This is a genomic window from Altererythrobacter chaiwopuensis (assembly GCF_054957755.1).
In genome coordinates, this window is sequence record NZ_JBTXJG010000001.1 from 174,229 (window position 1) to 191,130 (window position 16,902).

General features: G+C 64.1%; 19 protein-coding genes. 3 read left to right on the forward strand and 16 right to left on the reverse strand.

All coding sequences use genetic code 11. From position 1 onward, the window contains the following. Positions 1–16: 16 nt before the first annotated feature. The 11 genes from rfbB to ACX2DJ_RS00970 all read right to left on the reverse strand — a co-directional run bounded on the left by rfbB (position 17) and on the right by ACX2DJ_RS00970 (position 10,245). Positions 17–1,072 carry a dTDP-glucose 4,6-dehydratase gene (gene rfbB, locus ACX2DJ_RS00920; protein WP_462570460.1) on the reverse strand — a complete coding sequence of 352 codons (1,056 nt, stop codon included), beginning with the start codon at positions 1,070–1,072 and terminating at the stop codon, positions 17–19. After that, on the reverse strand, positions 1,065–1,922 hold the full coding sequence (gene rfbD, locus ACX2DJ_RS00925; protein WP_462570461.1) for a dTDP-4-dehydrorhamnose reductase: 858 nt from the start codon (positions 1,920–1,922) through the stop codon (positions 1,065–1,067). Before rfbD ends, rfbB begins: the two co-directional genes overlap by 8 nt. Then, entirely contained in the window at positions 1,919–2,464 is a 546-nt protein-coding gene (gene rfbC, locus ACX2DJ_RS00930; protein WP_462570462.1) for a dTDP-4-dehydrorhamnose 3,5-epimerase, read from the reverse strand. The genes rfbD and rfbC overlap by 4 nt, the downstream gene beginning before the upstream one ends. After that, complete coding sequence (rfbA, locus tag ACX2DJ_RS00935; RefSeq protein ID WP_462572517.1) at positions 2,461–3,375, reverse strand: glucose-1-phosphate thymidylyltransferase RfbA; 915 nt, start codon at positions 3,373–3,375, stop codon at positions 2,461–2,463. The genes rfbC and rfbA overlap by 4 nt, the downstream gene beginning before the upstream one ends. Positions 3,376–3,466: 91 nt before the next feature. Next, the gene (locus ACX2DJ_RS00940; protein WP_462570463.1) at positions 3,467–4,678 is read right to left on the reverse strand and encodes a nucleotidyltransferase domain-containing protein; all 1,212 of its coding nucleotides are present in this window, start codon (positions 4,676–4,678) and stop codon (positions 3,467–3,469) included. After that, positions 4,675–6,357, reverse strand: coding sequence for an ATP-binding cassette domain-containing protein (locus ACX2DJ_RS00945; RefSeq protein WP_462570464.1), 1,683 nt, complete (start codon positions 6,355–6,357; stop codon positions 4,675–4,677). The genes ACX2DJ_RS00940 and ACX2DJ_RS00945 overlap by 4 nt, the downstream gene beginning before the upstream one ends. Beyond that, positions 6,350–8,305, reverse strand: a complete 1,956-nt coding sequence (locus tag ACX2DJ_RS00950) for an asparagine synthase-related protein (protein ID WP_462570465.1) — start codon at positions 8,303–8,305, stop codon at positions 6,350–6,352. The genes ACX2DJ_RS00945 and ACX2DJ_RS00950 overlap by 8 nt, the downstream gene beginning before the upstream one ends. Positions 8,306–8,339: 34 nt before the next feature. Then, on the reverse strand, positions 8,340–8,747 hold the full coding sequence (locus tag ACX2DJ_RS00955; protein ID WP_462570466.1) for a lasso peptide biosynthesis B2 protein: 408 nt from the start codon (positions 8,745–8,747) through the stop codon (positions 8,340–8,342). A 47-nt stretch (positions 8,748–8,794) separates the two neighbouring features. Beyond that, positions 8,795–9,073 carry a PqqD family protein gene (locus ACX2DJ_RS00960; RefSeq protein ID WP_462570467.1) on the reverse strand — a complete coding sequence of 93 codons (279 nt, stop codon included), beginning with the start codon at positions 9,071–9,073 and terminating at the stop codon, positions 8,795–8,797. 11 nt (positions 9,074–9,084) lie between these two features. Continuing rightward, the gene (locus ACX2DJ_RS00965; RefSeq protein WP_462570468.1) at positions 9,085–9,246 is read right to left on the reverse strand and encodes a hypothetical protein; all 162 of its coding nucleotides are present in this window, start codon (positions 9,244–9,246) and stop codon (positions 9,085–9,087) included. A 111-nt stretch (positions 9,247–9,357) separates the two neighbouring features. Continuing rightward, the gene (locus tag ACX2DJ_RS00970) at positions 9,358–10,245 is read right to left on the reverse strand and encodes a phosphoenolpyruvate carboxykinase (ATP) (protein WP_462570469.1); all 888 of its coding nucleotides are present in this window, start codon (positions 10,243–10,245) and stop codon (positions 9,358–9,360) included. Between the two features lie 199 nt (positions 10,246–10,444). Between ACX2DJ_RS00970 and ACX2DJ_RS00975 the strand changes: the two genes are divergently transcribed. The 3 genes from ACX2DJ_RS00975 (at position 10,445) to ACX2DJ_RS00985 (ending at position 12,783) form a co-directional block, all read left to right on the forward strand. Next, entirely contained in the window at positions 10,445–10,744 is a 300-nt protein-coding gene (locus ACX2DJ_RS00975; RefSeq protein WP_462570470.1) for a hypothetical protein, read from the forward strand. Positions 10,745–10,843: 99 nt separating this feature from the next. Beyond that, positions 10,844–12,106 carry an O-antigen ligase family protein gene (locus ACX2DJ_RS00980; RefSeq protein ID WP_462570471.1) on the forward strand — a complete coding sequence of 421 codons (1,263 nt, stop codon included), beginning with the start codon at positions 10,844–10,846 and terminating at the stop codon, positions 12,104–12,106. After that, positions 12,103–12,783 carry a hypothetical protein gene (locus ACX2DJ_RS00985; RefSeq protein ID WP_462570472.1) on the forward strand — a complete coding sequence of 227 codons (681 nt, stop codon included), beginning with the start codon at positions 12,103–12,105 and terminating at the stop codon, positions 12,781–12,783. Before ACX2DJ_RS00980 ends, ACX2DJ_RS00985 begins: the two co-directional genes overlap by 4 nt. On the opposite strand, the gene ACX2DJ_RS00990 is transcribed toward ACX2DJ_RS00985, so the two are convergent. The 5 genes from ACX2DJ_RS00990 to ACX2DJ_RS01010 are packed head-to-tail and all read right to left on the reverse strand — an operon-like array spanning position 12,756 to position 16,738. Then, positions 12,756–14,519: a SulP family inorganic anion transporter gene (locus ACX2DJ_RS00990; RefSeq protein ID WP_462570473.1), complete on the reverse strand. Its 1,764-nt coding sequence runs from the start codon at positions 14,517–14,519 to the stop codon at positions 12,756–12,758. The two genes, ACX2DJ_RS00985 and ACX2DJ_RS00990, sit on opposite strands and share 28 nt — an antisense overlap. 17 nt (positions 14,520–14,536) lie before the next feature. Next, positions 14,537–14,974 carry a DUF6691 family protein gene (locus tag ACX2DJ_RS00995; protein ID WP_462570474.1) on the reverse strand — a complete coding sequence of 146 codons (438 nt, stop codon included), beginning with the start codon at positions 14,972–14,974 and terminating at the stop codon, positions 14,537–14,539. A gap of 4 nt (positions 14,975–14,978) precedes the next feature. Further along, positions 14,979–15,416 (reverse strand): YeeE/YedE family protein, encoded by a 438-nt coding sequence (locus ACX2DJ_RS01000; RefSeq protein ID WP_462570475.1) that lies wholly within the window; start codon positions 15,414–15,416, stop codon positions 14,979–14,981. Positions 15,417–15,432: 16 nt separating this feature from the next. Then, the gene (locus ACX2DJ_RS01005) at positions 15,433–16,362 is read right to left on the reverse strand and encodes an MBL fold metallo-hydrolase (protein WP_462570476.1); all 930 of its coding nucleotides are present in this window, start codon (positions 16,360–16,362) and stop codon (positions 15,433–15,435) included. A 25-nt stretch (positions 16,363–16,387) separates the two neighbouring features. Continuing rightward, the gene (locus tag ACX2DJ_RS01010; protein WP_462570477.1) at positions 16,388–16,738 is read right to left on the reverse strand and encodes an ArsR/SmtB family transcription factor; all 351 of its coding nucleotides are present in this window, start codon (positions 16,736–16,738) and stop codon (positions 16,388–16,390) included. Positions 16,739–16,902 lie beyond the last annotated feature (164 nt).

Consider the following 16,902-nt stretch of genomic DNA (forward strand, 5'->3'; position numbering starts at 1 on the left):
GCGCCTTGCCCGAAACTCATGCGTTCACCAACGGGCGCCACCAGCCTTCATGATCGAGATACCAGCGCACGGTCTTGGCAAGGCCATCGGCAAAACCGTGCCCGGGCCGCCACCCAAGCTGCGCCGAGGCCTTGGCCGGGTTGATCGCATAGCGCCAGTCATGCCCCGGCCGGTCATTGACGAATTGCATCAGCCCGGCGGTGCCCCCGCCGCTGGCAGCGGGGCAATCGGGAAAGCGCCGGGCCAGTTCCGGCTGGCGGGCAAAGGCATCGTCAATCGCAGCGCAGAGCGCTTCCGCCACCGCCAAATTGGGCAAGTCCTCACCGCTGCCGAAATTATAGGTTTCGCCGGCAATGCCGCGTTCGAGACAGGCCTCGATCCCGGCGCAGTGATCCGCCACATGCAGCCAGTCGCGCCGGTTCCCGCCATCCCCATAAACCGGCATTGCCCGCCCGTGCAGCGCGTTGAGCAGGAACAGCGGGATCAACTTTTCCGGATATTGATAAGGCCCATAATTGTTCGACGAATTGGATGTGGTGACTTCAAGGCCGTAGGTCTGGTGATAGGCCCGCACGAGATGGTCGGATGCCGCTTTCGAGGCGGCATAGGGCGAATTGGGCGCGTAAGCGGTGGTTTCGGCAAAGGCAGGGTCATCAGGGCCAAGCGCGCCGAACACTTCGTCGGTCGAGATGTGGTGGAAGCGATGCGGCTGGCCGCTGCCAGTCTCGATCCAGGCCGCACGGGCCGCCTTGAGCAGGCTGTGCGTGCCGACGATATTCGCCTCGATGAAACTGTCAGGCCCGCTGATCGACCGGTCGACATGGCTCTCGGCAGCGAAATGGACCAGCGTGCCTATCTTGTGCTCGGCCAGCAGCTTCTCAACCAGTGCCGTGTCGCGGATATCGCCGACAATCAGCCGCGCCTGCTCGATATCGGCAATGGTGGCCCGGTGGCCGGCATAGGTCAGCGCGTCGAGCACCAAGATCGCGTCATCAGGATGGTTTTCAGCCCAATAGCGCACGAAATTGCCGCCGATGAAGCCGGCACCGCCTGTCACGAGCAGGTCAGGCATCGGCCATCTCCTCGCGCAGCATCTGTTCCAGCGTCTCGCGCCAGTGGGCCGTGCTGTCCTGCAAGGCAGCGCGCGTGGCACTGTCATCCAGCACCGAGAACGCCGGGCGCGGTGCCGCAGCGCCATATTCCGCCGAAGTGACCGGCAGGATCTCGGGATTGCGCTCCAGCAGGCCCAGTGCCGCCGCCTCTTCGCCAATTGCGAGGGCGAATTCGTACCAGCTCGCCTGCCCGGCGTCGCGGTGGTGATAAATGCCTGGAACGCCGCGCTGCGCCAGCGCCCAAGCGGTTCGCGCCACGCCCGCCGCATGGCTGGGCGCGGTGATCTGATCAGCCACCACCCGCAGCGGCCTGCCGTTCTGCATGGCATCGAGCATGGCGGTGACGAAGTTCCTGCCATGCGCGGAAAATATCCCGCTTGTCCGCAGCACCACCGCTTCCGGCCCTGCTGCCAGCTCTCCTGCCAGCTTCGATTTCCCATAGGCAGACAGCGGATCGGGGCGATCATCCGGCAGATAGGGCCGCGAAGCAGCGCCGCCAAAAACATAGTCGGTCGAAACCTGCAGCAATCGCCCGCCCCATGGCTCGAGGGCTTGCGCGATGGCGCCGGGCGCAAGCGCGTTGACCGCCCAGGCCAGCCCCTGTTCTGCTTCGGCACGGTCGACCGCCGTATAGGCTGCGGCATTGATGACCCAGTCGGGCCGCTCCGCCGCGATCACGCGCGCGATTTGCGCACGATCGGTGAGATCAAGCTGGCTGCGCGCAAGGCCCGTGCATTGCCAGCCTTGCGGCACTGCCGCCAGCAGCGCCAGCCCCAGCTGGCCCGCCGCTCCAGTCACCACCGCCTTCATGGGAAGCAGGCGCTTTCAGCCAGGCTCAACCCGCGCCGGTCCTTGTCCGAAATGATCGGTTCACTTCCACCGAGCGGCCATTCTATTGCAAGCACTGGATCGTCCCAGGCCAGGCAATGCTCATGCTCGGGCGCGTAATATTCGCTGCAAGCGTAAGCGACCCCGGTGTCGGATTCGAGCGCCAGGAAACCATGCGCAAACCCGCTGGGCACCCACAGCTGGCGCCTGTTTCGCGCGCTCAGCGCATAGCTCGACCAGCGCCCGAATGTAGGCGATGATCGCCGCAGGTCGACCACCACATCGAAGATCGCGCCGCTGGTCACCCAGACCAGCTTGGCCTGCGGCAAGGGATTCTGGAAATGCAGCCCGCGCAGCACGCCTGCCTGCGAGTGGCTGTGATTGTGCTGAACAAAACTGGTCTCGATCCCATTCGCGGCCAGATCCCTGGCGTTCCAGCACTCCATGAAGAACCCCCGCCCATCGGCGTGGATTTCGGGCTCGATCAGGCAGACCCCCTCAAGCTCGCCCGGCACGATCTTCACAGCCGGTAGCCCGGCTCGAGCAGGCGCAGCAGATACTCGCCATAGCCCGATTGGCGCAGCGGAACTGCCAGATCGCGCAATTGCGCGTCATCGATGAAGCCCTGACGCCAGGCGATTTCCTCCGGGCAGCAGATCTTCAGCCCTTGCCGCTCTTCGGTGATCCGCACATAACTCGCCGCATCGAGCAGGCTGGCATGGGTTCCGGTATCGAGCCAGGCGAAGCCGCGCCCCAGCACTTCGACCGCAAGCTTGCCCTGATCGAGATAGGCCCGGTTGAGATCGGTAATTTCATATTCGCCGCGCGCTGAACGGCTTAGCTCGCGCGCCTTTTGCGGTGCCGTTTCATCGTAGAAATAGAGCCCGGTAACTGCGAATTGCGAGCGCGGGCGGGCGGGCTTTTCCTCGATCGAAAGAACCCGGCCATCCTCGGCGAATTCGATCACCCCATACTGCTCTGGCCTGCTCACAGGATAAGCGAACAGCGTAGCCCCCGATTCCTGCTGACCCGCGCGGGCGAGCAGGCCGGGCAGCCTGTGCCCGTGAAACAGATTGTCACCCAGAACCAGCGCGCAGTTCCCGCCGGCCAGAAATTCCTCTGCAATAACCAGTGCCTGCGCAATGCCTTCGGGCCTATCCTGGGTGGCATAGGAGAGCGAAATCCCAAGGTCCGAACCATCACCCAGCAATCGCTCGAAAAGCGGGCGATCGTCAGCCGTGGTTATCAGCAGGATCTCTCGAATTCCGGCCAGCATCAGCGTGCTGAGCGGGTAATAGACCATCGGCTTGTCGAAGACCGGCATCAGCTGCTTCGATATCGCGCGCGTCAGCGGATACAGCCGCATGCCCGCCCCCCCGGCGAGTATAATCCCCTTGCGACCCGTTCGCGCCACTTGCGCTGCCCTTTTCTGCATGATGCCCGGAAGCCGGGCACGAACAAGGAATTGCCTGATCGCTCTGGCGAATTCAACTGCCAGCGGTGCGAAGTGCACCGCCGCGGCGCTATCAATCCGGCTGCGCCAACCAATCAAGCATGGCCGCCCGGCGATGATGCTCGGCCAGAAATGCCGGATCGCGCCTACTGCGCCAGTAACGCCCTCCCTTGGCCAACAGCCAGGCGGGGTAGCCGATCCAGCGCAGCGGGCTTGCGGGCGACTGCCCGGAAAACTGCGCCAGCTGGTGCCGTTCAGGCATGGCGATGCGCGACAAAGCCGCCAGCGCCTCGGGCCTCCCCTCGCTGCGGTGGCTGAGCCGGCGCAATTGATCGTGCGCTTCGACCTGTTCGCGCCCGGCAAACATCGCGGCCGCCGCTGCCGGGGCATAAGGGGCGGCAGATTGCGCCCGCTTCGCCAACGCGGGCGGAACCCATCGCGCGCCGTACTGCCGGGCGATCTGCGCGACCAGGATCAGCGCCCGCGTCAGCCCCATTTGCCCGGCGGCATGGCTGATTGCATCCCAATCGGGCTGCGCCCGTGTGGCCATGAAATGCAGGTCGGCCAGCACCAGTGGCCCATTGGAAAAGCCATGATGGAGCGTCGCGTGCTCGACAAGATGCAGCAGATTGGCCTGAGTGGACGGAACGCGAACCGGCGTGCCAAGCAACTCAATCGTCTCTTGCTCTCGCCACATCGCCTCCAGCAATTGCGGCTCCCCCGCCCAGCCGCGCGCATTCAGACGATGGTGAATCTCGATCACCACGGCGTTGTCCTGGTCCTCGATCTCCGGCAATTGGTGCCCGTAATCGATGCCGTATGGCCCCGCCCAAGCAGGCTTGCGATAGCCAGCATGAGACAGCAGCAGCGCGTGCGCGGCCTCGGCCTCATCAGGGCGGACCAGCAGGTCGATGTCGCGCAGCGGGCGCAGCTGCGGGGCGGGATAATCGCGGAACGCCAATGCCGCGCCTTTCAGCGCGATGCACTCGATCCCTGCATCACGCAGCAGGCCAGCTGCACGCGCCAATCCGCGCGCCTGGCTTAGCGCATGAAGGGTTTGCCGGCGGGATAATCGGGCCAATTGCGCCGCCATTGCCGGGGGCCCCTCCGCCGCGCGCGCAAGACAGAACTCGGCCAAAGGGCCGGTCCGGGTCAGTTCGAACAGATACGCCGCTTCGCCCGGGCTGGCGGCGCCGAGCAATTCTGCAAGCCCGCCATGCTCGCCTTCGGGATCGGCGCAGCATCGCAGCAACGCCTCTTGCAGCGGCGAGAGCGGCTGGTTCATCCAGCGGCATCCAGTTCGATAATGCGATCGGCCAGCGTCAGGAATTCGCGATCATGACTCAGCAGCACGATGGTGCACGATCCCCTGAGGCCTTCGGCCGTGCGCATGATCGCCGCGCGGTTGGCCGCGTCAAGCCCGGCGGTCACCTCGTCAAGGATCAGTAGCTGCGGCTTCGCCACCAGCGCCCGCGCCAGCGCCAGCCGCTGCAATTCACCACCTGAGAATTGCCTGCCGCCCTCACCCATCACGGTTGCCAGGCCATGCGGAAGCTCGCGCGCGAATTCGGCCGAGGCCTGTGCCAGAGCGGTTTCAATCACTTGGGGATCGATATCGCCGCGGCCCCAGCACAGGTTCTCCGCAATTGTGGCATCGAGGAAGAACGGCTTCTGTTCGACGTAACCGACCTGCCGCCGCCATTGCAGGCTCTGTGCCGGATCAAGCGCGCAGCCATCAATCAACAGCTCACCGCGATCAGGCCTGAGAAGCGCGGATAAAAGATCGGCCAGGCTGCTTTTGCCCGAACCCGATGGGCCGGACACACCGGTCACGCTGCCCGCCGCGAGCGACAGGGTGAAGCCATCGAAAACGGTCACGCCGCGATCGGGGTATTCAAGGCAGACATCGCGCAGCTCGATCGACTGCGAAAATGCGATCGGCGTGCTCGTTTCGCCCGCCACCTCGCTGTGCCGTTCGGCTGACCCGACATGCGCAAGCAGCTGCGCCAGTGCAGGCCGGTTATAGCGCCAGCCGCGCATCCCCTGTTGGATCGTGGAAAGAAGCGGCACCGCACGGATCGCGATCAGCAGCACGGGCAGCCACATAAACACCGGTGTCCGCCACACTTCGACCATCGCATAGACACCGGCGGCAAGCGCTGTCACGGCAAGAATCTGGAAGATCATCTGGGCAAGATGACCGGCCCGGAAATAGACCCGCTCAAGCTCCGCCAGATCGCGCGTTGCCCCTGCGAAATCCCGCTCCAGCACCGGCTCGGCCCCGGCAATCCGCGCCGCGCGCAAATGGGCAAGGCCTTGCGACAGGATGCGCTGGAGGCGCGCATAGGCGTGCCAATAGGCCTCGCCCTCGCGCGCGCGCCGGGTGCGCAGCAGCGCCATCAGGCCCGCTAGGGCGCAAACCGCGATCAGGCCGGCCAGAGTCAACCAGGGTGAAATCGCTGCTGACGCTGCCAGCAGCACCAACAAGGTCGTCGCCGCAGTGGCGATGACCAAGGCATCATTCGCCAGGCTGGCGCTGCGATCGGCCTCGCCGATGATCAGCGCAGCATGGTCGGCGCTGTTCTGCCTGCTCAACCAGCGCCACTGAGCGTTCAGAATGGCGCGGTGCGCCATCAGGCGCAGGCGGCGGCTGAGCGAAAGGCCGATTCCGCGGCGCAATTCGCTGGCCATGAACACGATCGCTGCGCGCAAGGCAACCAGCGCGACCACGGCGACCAGCAGCGCCGCCAGCGGTTGGCCCTGCAAGCCGGCAAGCCATGGCGGGACCACCTGCGAGCCATCCCCCGCAACCGATTGCGCGATCGGCACCAGCAGCAGCAGCCCGACACCCTCGGTCAGGCTGGCGGCCAGCATCAGCGCCCCCAGCAGCGCGATCTTCCCCCCACCCAGCTGGCGGCCGAGGAAGCTCAGCGCTTCACGGCTGGAGATGTCCCGCTCAGCCAAGCGATCCACTTTGGACGCGGTGTGCAAATCGCGCCAGCGCAAGCCCGCGCGGAAGCTGCGCCGCGACTTCAAGCCAATCATTGCCGCCTGTGCCGCTGACCCCGTCGCAGCGCTGCGCAATCGCGCCAAGCCGGTCGAGGTCAATCGGCAGTTCTGGCGGCAGGTCTGGCGGCAAGGCATGTTTGAGCACGGCAATCTCATCCAGGATCTGTGCGCGGTCGCGCTGCATCCTGCCAAGCATGTCGGCAGACTGTATGGCAACCCGTGACTGATCGGCGATCACCGGCGGCGTGCGCTGGCGCAGCAATTGCCGCGCGAGCAGGCGGCGCGAGCCGCCGCGGAGGAACATATCGTCAGGCAAGCCCGCGCAAAACTCCCACAAGGGGCGAAAGGCGAAGGGATCACGGCGCTCGATCCCGTGCAGCAGCCGCAGGCCCAGATCGACTTCCGGCCCTTCTGAAACCGGCATGGCAATCATTGCCGCGCGCGCTTCACGGCTCGATGCCGCCGGATAATAATTGATGTCATATCCTTCGCGCGCTGCGCGCTTCAAGGCCGCGCGGGTTAAAGGGTGGCGCGGATCGAGCGGTGACCAGCGCGCAAAGGAAGGCTTCGGATTGCCGCGCAACCGCTCGATCGCGCGGCGCAAACTGCCTGGCAACAGCGGCAGGAGCGCATGGGAGGCAAACCGCCGCCACATCGGCCGCGCATCATCCAGCGCGCCAAGTTCGCCCCGCAAGCGCCGCAAGCTGCCACTGCGCAGCCAGCCGGGAAATGCACTCAGCCCGTCATAGCTGAGCGAGGAATCGCCCAGCTCGCCATGCAGCATCACGTCGCAGCCATCGGTTGCGGCCCGGGCATGGACCGCATGCACCCAATGCATGTTCATCTCATTGGTTGTGGACCATGCGGTCAGCGCAATCATCCGGTCAAGGTGTTCGCCAAAGCGCGCATCTTCGCCGGTCAGAAAATTTGGCAGAAGGTTCGGGTATTGGCCCGCTAGCGCATCGACATGCGCGCGCTCATCATAACTCAGCCTGGGGTCGCTGCGCGGCAACCAGTCCGCCACCGGCACGGAGGTGTAGGACCGCAGCCGGCCCGCGTCGCCAAGCTGTTCGAGCGCGCTCGCCGCCAGCAATTGCGAATCGAGCCCGCCCGACAGCGAGATTGCAGGCTTGCCCGCGCCGCCAAGCGCATCTGTCACGGCGCGCCCGAGAAGTTCCTCTGCGGCATCGAGGCAGGCATCGGCAGAAGGCAGGCGCACTTCAGGCAAGGCCTCGATGGACCAGAAACCTTGGCGCCGCTGGCCAAGCTGATCGTGCCATTGCTGCGTTCCGCAGGCGACCCGGTGCAGCCCGCGATAGAAACTGCGCTCGCCGACGCGAAAATTGAGCAGTCCGGCGTCAGCCAGATGTGCCATGTCGAGCTGAGGTTTGATCCCGGCGGCAAAGATCGCGCGCGGAGTGGAGGCAGCAATTACCCGGTTTCCATCGCGCCACACATGCAGTGGCGGCGCTTGCAATGGCGAGCGAGCCAGGCGCAAACGTCGCTCATCCGCGAACCATTGAATCACGGCATAGGAGCCGATGATCTCACGGTCGCAGGCTTCGCCCCATCTGCGATAGGCACAGGCGTATAATTCGGCGTCATCGGCAGGCGGTGCGATCCCCAGCCGGGCCGCCAGTTCCCCCCTTTCCGAAAGGCGTCCAGCCAGCAGGGTATAGCCCCCGTCAGGCCCGGCCTGCACATCAAACGGCTTGATATGCGGTGATTGGGTGCCTGGCACTATGTCAGCGCGCACTGCAAGCCCCGCACCCTTGACCCGCGTCTGAAAGATATCGCCCGCCATGCCCGCGCCAAGGCTGCGTGCTATCTGCGCCCAAAACGGCCCGAACCAATCCCCGCCATCGAGATCGATCGCTGCACTGATCAGAAGATTCCGCGTCATTTGCAGGCGATCAGCCAGCCTCCCGCCAGCTTGATTAGGCGAATTGGTCGAAGCTCGCCACGCAGGAATAGCTCGCCCTGTCGCAGTGGCCAATCACCAGTTCGCCGCCCACTTCGATCCAGGCGTGAAAGCTGTGCCTATGCGCGCGATCAGATTTATGGACGGCAATGACCAACCGCGATCCGATCGCCTCGCGCCGCAAGAGCCACTGCAGCGCCATGGCCTGCGGCAGGCACTTGCTCTCACCGGGAAGGCGGCTTGCGGCGCGCTCGACACGGTTGGCCCAGGCATGCGCATGCGCGATGGCAGCGGCCCCGGCCTTCGGTGCGCACTGCCGCGAAACCGCGCCCAGGCTCCCCCTCCACACCCGAAACGGAACGAAGCCCACCAGCACGCGCGCCCGCACCAGTTGCAGCAAGGCGGCCAGGGTTCTCCAGCGCAAGATGGCCGGGCTTTGGGAAAGGAAACTCGCGCTGTCCATCGCAGCCGCTAGGCGTATTCGGCGAGCCCGGCCTCAACCAGCTCGCGGGCGAATGCGCCAATTTGTGCGCTACAATCCTGTGCTTCGATCTCGTATTCCTCGACCAGCTGGCCGCACAGGCGATCAAGCTCGTCGCTGTGGTCAAGCAGTTGCCAGATTTCCAGACCCACATCCCTGATCGAAAAGAAGCTGCCGGTATCGCCATGGATAAGGATCAGCTCGCCATCGACCTCGCTGGCAATATAGTTGCCAGGCAGCTTTCGTATGCGCGCAGGTTGCACAGTCATCCGGCCCGATTTCAGGAAACTGGCGGGACGAGCGATTTGCCCGACCCGCTGTTGCCATCGCCCGGTGGAAAGTTCGCCCCGGCAACACAGCTCAAATCCGCCGCCAGCTTTTCAAGCTGCGGCACGATCCATTGCTTGCGTTTCGGCGATGAACGCTCGTTTGCGGGCGTCATGGCGGATGCTCCAGAGTTCCTCGAAAAATATTCTAGGTAATTCTACTTAGCATACCTGCATTTACTTGCATGGGCAATACACACCGTACCATGCGATATTTGGCATGCGGATTATCGCGGCAGAATGCCAGCAGCGGTCAGTTCTTTCGCGATCATATCGAAGTCCTGATCGAACCGACTTCCATCGACCGGCCGTGTAAGTTCCCAGAACCGCACATTACTTGCCAATGTCAGGGCCGCACGCGCATGAAAGTCGCGGTCGCCAAGCGCCGAATGGATAAACCCGCGGTAAAACAATTCGGGCAGTCGCTCGAACTTGGCCGAACCGGTGACCGGCGCAAGCGAGATCTTGTCCCCCTCCTTCAGCCAGACGATATCCCGCAGGGGCACTGGCTGATCGCTGGCGTGCCGGGGCTGTACGTAAAACTTGCCCGGCAAGGCATCAATCTTGGTCGCTTCGGATACGGATAGCATGCTCGCCGCATCACCCCATAGTTTTGCAGGCTTGCCATCGGGCAGCGCCCACGGCCCTCCGCCCGACATACTGAGCACCAGCGTATCGTCGCATAGATGCGCAAGACCCTGCTTTACCAGCGCAGCGGCCATGGTCGACTTCCCGCCCCCCGAAGGCGCGGTGAAAGCCACCGACCTGCCCGGCAACGAAACCGCGCTGCAATGCAGCGGCACCAGCCGGTTGAGCCATGCAATGGCTCCGAAAACTGTGCCCCACAGGTAGAGCGCGCATTCGCCTGCCAGTTCGGGATGCGGGCAATCGACCTTCACACGCTCGCCCAGCCGATAGGAAAAGCGCGCGCCGCCCGGAGTGCGGAAGGCAAAACCGTCATGCGTAAGCCGGGTAAAACGGTCCTTGTAGAGCAGTTCACCCTCAAGCTCGGCCACCGGCCCGCGATCGGGCACCATCGCCGCGCGCAGCACCGCCAGCGCAGCCCGGGCGCTGCGCTGCGAAGCTTCGTCAATGATCGGCGGTGAATGTGCCATATCTGCGTGCCGAAAGCCTGGGGGTGATTGCGCGATGCCGCCAAGCTTAGCTCGCAATTGCCCGCCCCGCCATCGCAGCGAAGCCTTTTCGCACGGCTGGATTGCGCTCTAACGCTCTGCTAAGGGTTTTCCCGTAATACAACATGCTGCTGAACCGCTGCCTGCGTAATTCTGCGGGATGCGAATTGGAGATGTCGCAATGGAATTATGGCTGAAAAGGCTGTTTTTGGCCTCGGTTTCGATCAGTGTGATCGCTGTGCCAAGCGCATCTCTCGCCAACACACGGGCTGGCGGCAATGGCACTTATTACACAGCTGCATCCGGCACACAGGCAAGCACTTTTCTGTATTCCAGCTGGCTGGTGCAGACAGAGGCTGACGAAACTTACCTGTGGCAATGGATGCTTGGCGGCACTGCGTTTTTCGGACCCATGCAGGCAGCGGTATTGACCAATCGGGATTCCACCCCGCCTCGAAACCAGTCGAACGGTGCGAACTGATCTGAACGCGCGGGTACGCATGCGCCCGCCCGAAGCTTGACCGCCGCCAGAACCGAAACTGGCTTGCCAGCCTGGCGCAAGCCGGAAGCTCAACTGGCTGTGCTGATCGCTATGGCCGTGCTGCTGGGCGGCGGCGGCGTGGCTTATGCCTTCAACAATCTGGCGGTCCAGCTGCTTGCGCTGCTGATCCTGGCGCTCAACGCGGAACGGTTCGCGCAATTCTGGCGTGATGCGCCCCGGCCACTCACAGGGCTCGTTGCGCTGTCGCTGGCGCTGCCGCTGCTCCAACTGGTGCCGTTGCCACCCGCCATCTGGCAGCAACTACCGGGGCGGGAACTGGTGCTGGAGGCGCTCGATGCGGCACAGCTGCAACCTGGCTGGCGCCCCCTCTCGCTCGATCCGGCGCGGACATTCGTGGCGGCGCTGGGGCTGATCGTGCCGCTGACGCTGCTGTCCATCGGTTGGCACCTGCCGATGCGCGCCATCGCACGGCTTGCCGGGCTGGCGGTCATCCTCGGCCTCGTCAATTTCATCTGGGGAATCCCGCAGGTGCTTTCGAACGGCTCGGCCGCGATCCCCTATCCTGAAAATCCGATGCCGGGCGTGATGTTCGGCGGCTTTGCCAACCGCAATTCAACCGGGCTTTTCTTCGCCGCATGCCTGGCCTTGACGCTGGGCCTGAAGTGGCCGCTGCGCCAGGATTGGGCAAGCGGGGCGAAGGTAGCGGCGGGAGCCACTTTCCTGATCGCGATCCTGCTCACCCAATCGCGCACCGCCATCGCGCTGGGGGCGGTGATTGGCGGTGTAGCCGCCTTGCGCTGGGCCATCGCCCGGCCCGCGCTAAAATGGATCGGCATCGCCATCATCACCGTATTGATTGCGGCGGCTTTTGGGGCGACGTTGTCGAGTGGAACACGCATCGAATCGGCAATCGATCGCTTCAATTTTGAGGGAGATACGCGGCTCGAGCTGTGGGAGGATGCGGCTTATTCCGCGCAGCGGTTCTGGCCAATTGGCGCCGGGATGGGGACTTTCGACGAGGTGTTCCAGCTCGACGAATCGCTCGAACATCTTTCGGCGCGCAAGGCCGGGCGCGCGCACAATGACTATCTCGAGCTGGCCGTGGAAGGCGGGGCCCCGGCGCTGATCCTGCTGCTCGGCTGGATATTGCTGACAGGCAGGCTGGCATGGCGAACGCGCCGCACGGATCAGGGCGGATTGGCGCTGGCCGGGGTGCTGGTGCTGCTCGCTATTGGGCTACAGTCGATTACCGATTATCCGCTCCGGAACCAGGCCATGCTGGCGGTGGCGGCATTGGCGCTATTGATGCTTGCGCGCACAAGCATGGAGCGGCGGGAATGACGCGCGTGCTTTGGCCCGCATTTCTGCTGGTTGTCGCGCTGACAGCGGCGGCGGCGCAGCTTGACCGGCAGTCGCGCTATCATCCGCATCTGGCCGTGCTGGTTCCCGAAGCATTCCGCAGCTTTGCCGCCGATCACCTGGCCGTAGATGCGGCGCGCGGCGCGGACCAGGAAAGGGCGCTGCGCAGTGCGCGCCTGCTGGTGTCGAGGCGGCCGGTCCCGGCTGGACATCTTTCCTTGCTCGCCGCGGCACAGCTCCAGCGCGATCCGCAAGGGCGCGGGCTGCTGACGATGGAGCAGGCTGCACGGCGCGGCTGGCGCGATCTGGCCGCCCAGCAAGCCATGCTGGCCCTCGCGCTCAGGGCGGGTGACGATGCGGAAGCTGCAGCACGGCTGGCGGCGCTATTGGCACTTGGCGCTAACGAAGATGAACTGGCAGCTTTGGCCACGGACGCCCTCGCCCGCCGAGGCGTGCGCCAGGCGTTTGCGGAGATCCTGGCCTCCACCCCCCGCTGGCAGAGCGCCGTGATCGTCAGATTGGCGCGCCTGATACCTGCACCAGCATTCGCCGACACGCTCGCGCGCGCAGGCGCGGCAGGTGCCCGGTTCGATTGCATGCGGCTGCGGCGCAGCTTGCCCGCAAGCGAGGGTCAGATCATGCCGCGCGCGTGCCAGTGATCCTCGCCTGCGGCCCTGCTTTCGTCGGCCCGCATCAGGCTGGTGATGGCACGGTCCTGCGACAGGAAGACTTCGCCGTGCAGATCATCGAGGAAGTGGGATTTGTGCAACCGGTCCATCACCGGCCCCTTCACTTCTGACAGGTGCAGGCTGATCCCGGCATCGCACAGCCGATGGTTGATCGCCTCAAGGCTTTCGAGCCCCGATGCGTCGATCGCATTCACCGCCGAACACATCAGCACCACGTGGCGCAGTTCGGGCTTTTCCACCACGCGTTCGAGCACATATTCCTCCAGCCAGCGCGCGTTGAGATAACTCAGGCTTTCATCGATCCGGATCGAAAGGATATGCGGCCAGGTGATGACCTTGTGCCGGTCGACATTGCGGAAATGTTCGGTGTCAGGCACGCGCCCGACAATTGCGGCATGCGGGCGCGAAGCCTTCCACAGATAGAGCAGCAGGCCAGTCGCGACACCCGCGATGACGCCCGTCTCCACGCCCATTGCCAGCGTCACCGATATGGTCGCAGCATGGGCGCTGAAGTCGCTTTTGGAATAGCGCCACAATTGCACCGGCGTGCGCAAATCGACCAGGCTCAACACCGCAACGATGATCGTTGCCGCCAGCGTTGCCACAGGCAGCGAAAACAGCAGCGGGGTCAGGAAGACAGAGGCCAGCGCAATGCCAACGGCCGTATAGGCGCCCGCCGCCGGGGTCTGCGCGCCAGCGTCAAAATTGACCACCGAACGGGCAAAGCCGCCGGTTACCGGATAGCCGCCGGAGAAGGCCGAGGCGATATTGGCCGCGCCCAGCCCGATCAGTTCCTGGTCGGGCGCAATGCGCTGCCTCCGCTTGGCCGCAAGGGTTTGTGCAACGGAAACGGACTCGACGAAGCCGATGATCGAGATCAGCAGTGCTGGCACCCACAGCTGGCTCCACAGGTCCAGATCGACGCCGGGAACTGCCAGTGGCGGCAAACCGCTGGGGATCGCGCCGACAATGGCCACCCCGCGCTGCTCCAGATTGCCCCAGATGACCGCCAGTATCGTCGCAAACACGGCCAAGACAGGCCCTGCCTTGGCCAGCAGGTCGGCCATGCGCGGCCCCAGCCCTGCGCGCATCAGCAGCGGGCGGGCACCCTTGCGCACCCAGAACAGGAAGGCGATGCTCAACCCGCCGATCGCCAGAGTGGGCGCGTTCCACCCCATGATGTTCGAAGCCAGCGTGCGGGCAAGCTCGGGCAGATTGTCACCGCCTCCCTTGATGCCCAGGATGTGGCGCAGCTGGCTGGTCGCGATCAAAATGCCGCTGGCGGTAATGAAGCCGGATATGACCGGGTGCGACAGCAAATTGGCGAGAAAGCCCAACCGCAGTAAGCCCAGCAGCGCCAGCATCAGGCCCGAGAGCATCGCCAGCGCCATTGCCGCCTCAAGATATTCTGCGCTGCCCTGTGCCGCCACGCTGCCCGCTGCGGACGCTGTCATCAGCGAGATCACCGCCACCGGCCCCACGGCCAGCGTGCGGCTGGTGCCGAGCAGCGCATAGGCGACCAGCGGCAGGATCGAGGCGTAGAGCCCCACCACCGGCGGCAGCCCCGCCAGCAAGGCGTAGGCCAGGCTTTGCGGGATCAGCATGATGGTGACGATTACCGCCGCCATCATGTCGCTGCCCAGCATGGCGCGATCATACTGCTTGCCCCACTCGAGGATGGGGAGATACCGCGCCAGCCCGCTCACCGCATTTTTCCCTTGCTTCACGCGGCCATAAATCGGCGCTGATTGAAGTCGGTGAACTGGCGCTGCATCCACATGCCCGCCAGCATCGCAGCGACCAGCACGAATGGCTGCCAGTCACCCAGCGCCATGCCCGCGATCGCGGGCCCGGGGCAATATCCGGCAAGTCCCCATCCGGCACCGAATATGGCGCCGCCAATCAGCAATTGACGGTCTATCGTTTGGTTTTCCGGGATGTAGAACTGGGCACCAAGTACCGGGCGCTGCATCCTGCGGGTAAACCAGTATGCGATCGACGAAGGGATGATCGCGCCAATCATGACAAAGGCAAGTGCCGGGTCCCACGCACCGAAAATGTCGAGAAAGGCCAGCACGCGCGCCGGGTTGACCATGTCGGAAAGCGCCAGCCCGGCTCCGAAAACCAAGCCGGTCAACAGGGCAATGACAATCTGTTTCATGGCCTCAACCTCCAACCATCATTCGCGCGGTGCCAACCACCAGGAAGCCGACCAGCATGAAGCTGGCGGTTGCGGCAATCGAGCGCGGGGAAAGCCGCGACACGCCGCACACGCCGTGTCCGCTGGTGCAGCCATTGCCCATGCGGGTGCCGAAACCAACCAGAAGGCCAGCCACGATCAGCAGCGGGATGGAAGTCGTCACGCCGATGTCAGGCGTGCGCACCCAGTTGCTGACCAGCACGGCGCCGATTGGCAGCCCGGCAACGAAGGCCAGCGCCTGCGCGCGCGGGATGCCGGTATCGGCTATGCCAACTGCGCGCGCGACCATGCCGCTGATCCCGGCGATGCGGCCCGAGAATACCAGCAGCAGTGCGGCAGCGAGCCCGATGAGCAGGCCTCCTGCCAGCGCTACCAGCGGATCGAGCGGTGCAATATCTGTCATGGCTGCAATCCTTTCCTTACAAAGTGTTTAGCGGAAGCTTGAGGTAACGGGTACCGTTGCTTTCGGGCTCGGGCAGGTGCCCAGCGCGCATGTTGATCTGGATCGAAGGCAGGATCAGCTGCGGCATACCCAGCGTGCCGTCGCGTGCCTCGCGCATGGCGACGAAGGCCTCCTCGTCAACACCCTCGTGCACATGCACATTGCCACTGCGCTGCGCACCGATGGTCGTCTCCCAGGCAAAGGTATGGCGGTTCGGTGCCTTGTAGTCGTGACACAGGAATACGCGGGCCTCATCCGGCAGCGCCAGCAGGCGGTGGATTGAACGATAGAGCGTGCGCGCATCGCCGCCGGGAAAGTCAGCCCGGGCGGTGCCATAATCAGGCATGAACATGGTGTCGCCGACGAACACCGCGTCACCGATGACATAGGCGAGGTCCGCCGGGGTATGGCCCGGCACGTGCAGCGCGATGATCGCGATCTCGCCCAGTTCGAGGCGATCGCCATCCTTCAGCAGGATATCGAACTGCGAGCCGTCGCGGGCGAATTCCGATCCCTCGTTGAAGACCTTGCCGAATACTTGCTGCACGGTCAGGATTTCGTGTCCGATCACGATCTTCCCGCCGAGCTTTTCCTGCAGATAGGGCGCGGCCGAAAGGTGATCGGCATGGGCATGCGTTTCGAGCAGATAGGCCGCGCTGAGGCCGTTTTCGCGCACATATTCGATGATGGCATCGGCCGAAGGCGTGCTGGTGCGGCCCGAAGGCTGGTCGAAATCGAGTACCGAATCGACAATCGCCGCCTGTCGGGTCGCCGGGTCATGCACCACATAGCTGGCGGTAAAGGTGGGCTCGTGAAAGAAGCTCTGCACTATTGGCGCACGGGCTGGCGCTGCGATCACTGCTTCGACCTCGCCGATGGCAGTTTGAAGATGGGTGTCGGTTGGCATATCTGTCGCTCCTCAGTCTTTGGTGTCATTCCGCAGCATTCGGCATCGGCTGGCGCGTATCAGGCTCGCAAAAGATTACGTGTAGCGTGCCAAGAAGGCGCTCCGCACGCGGATCTTCGATGCGATAGAACACCATCTGTGCCTGTTTGCGGAACGCCACCAGGCCCTGCGCCCGAAGCTTTGCCAGATGCTGCGACAGTGCCGACTGGCTGAGGCCGACCCGCTCGACCAGCTCGCCAACGGGCAGCTCGCCCGCCTCAAGAAGGTGGCACAGGATCAGCAGTCTCGGCTCGCTCGACAGCATCGCCAGGAAATCGGCTGCCCTGCCGGCATTGGCGCGCATGGCGCTCAGTTCAAAGGGCTGCGGAACAGTCATGCGCTCAATATATTAGATATTTCTACTTTATCAAGTACTAATATATTCCGGCGCCCTTTTCCAGGTGGGAAGCGGACAATTGGGCGGCCCGCTTGTGCAAGCCCCGTGGCGAAGCTATTGGCGCAGTACTGAGCCAAGTCGCATCTCAACCAAAGCCCAAGGCA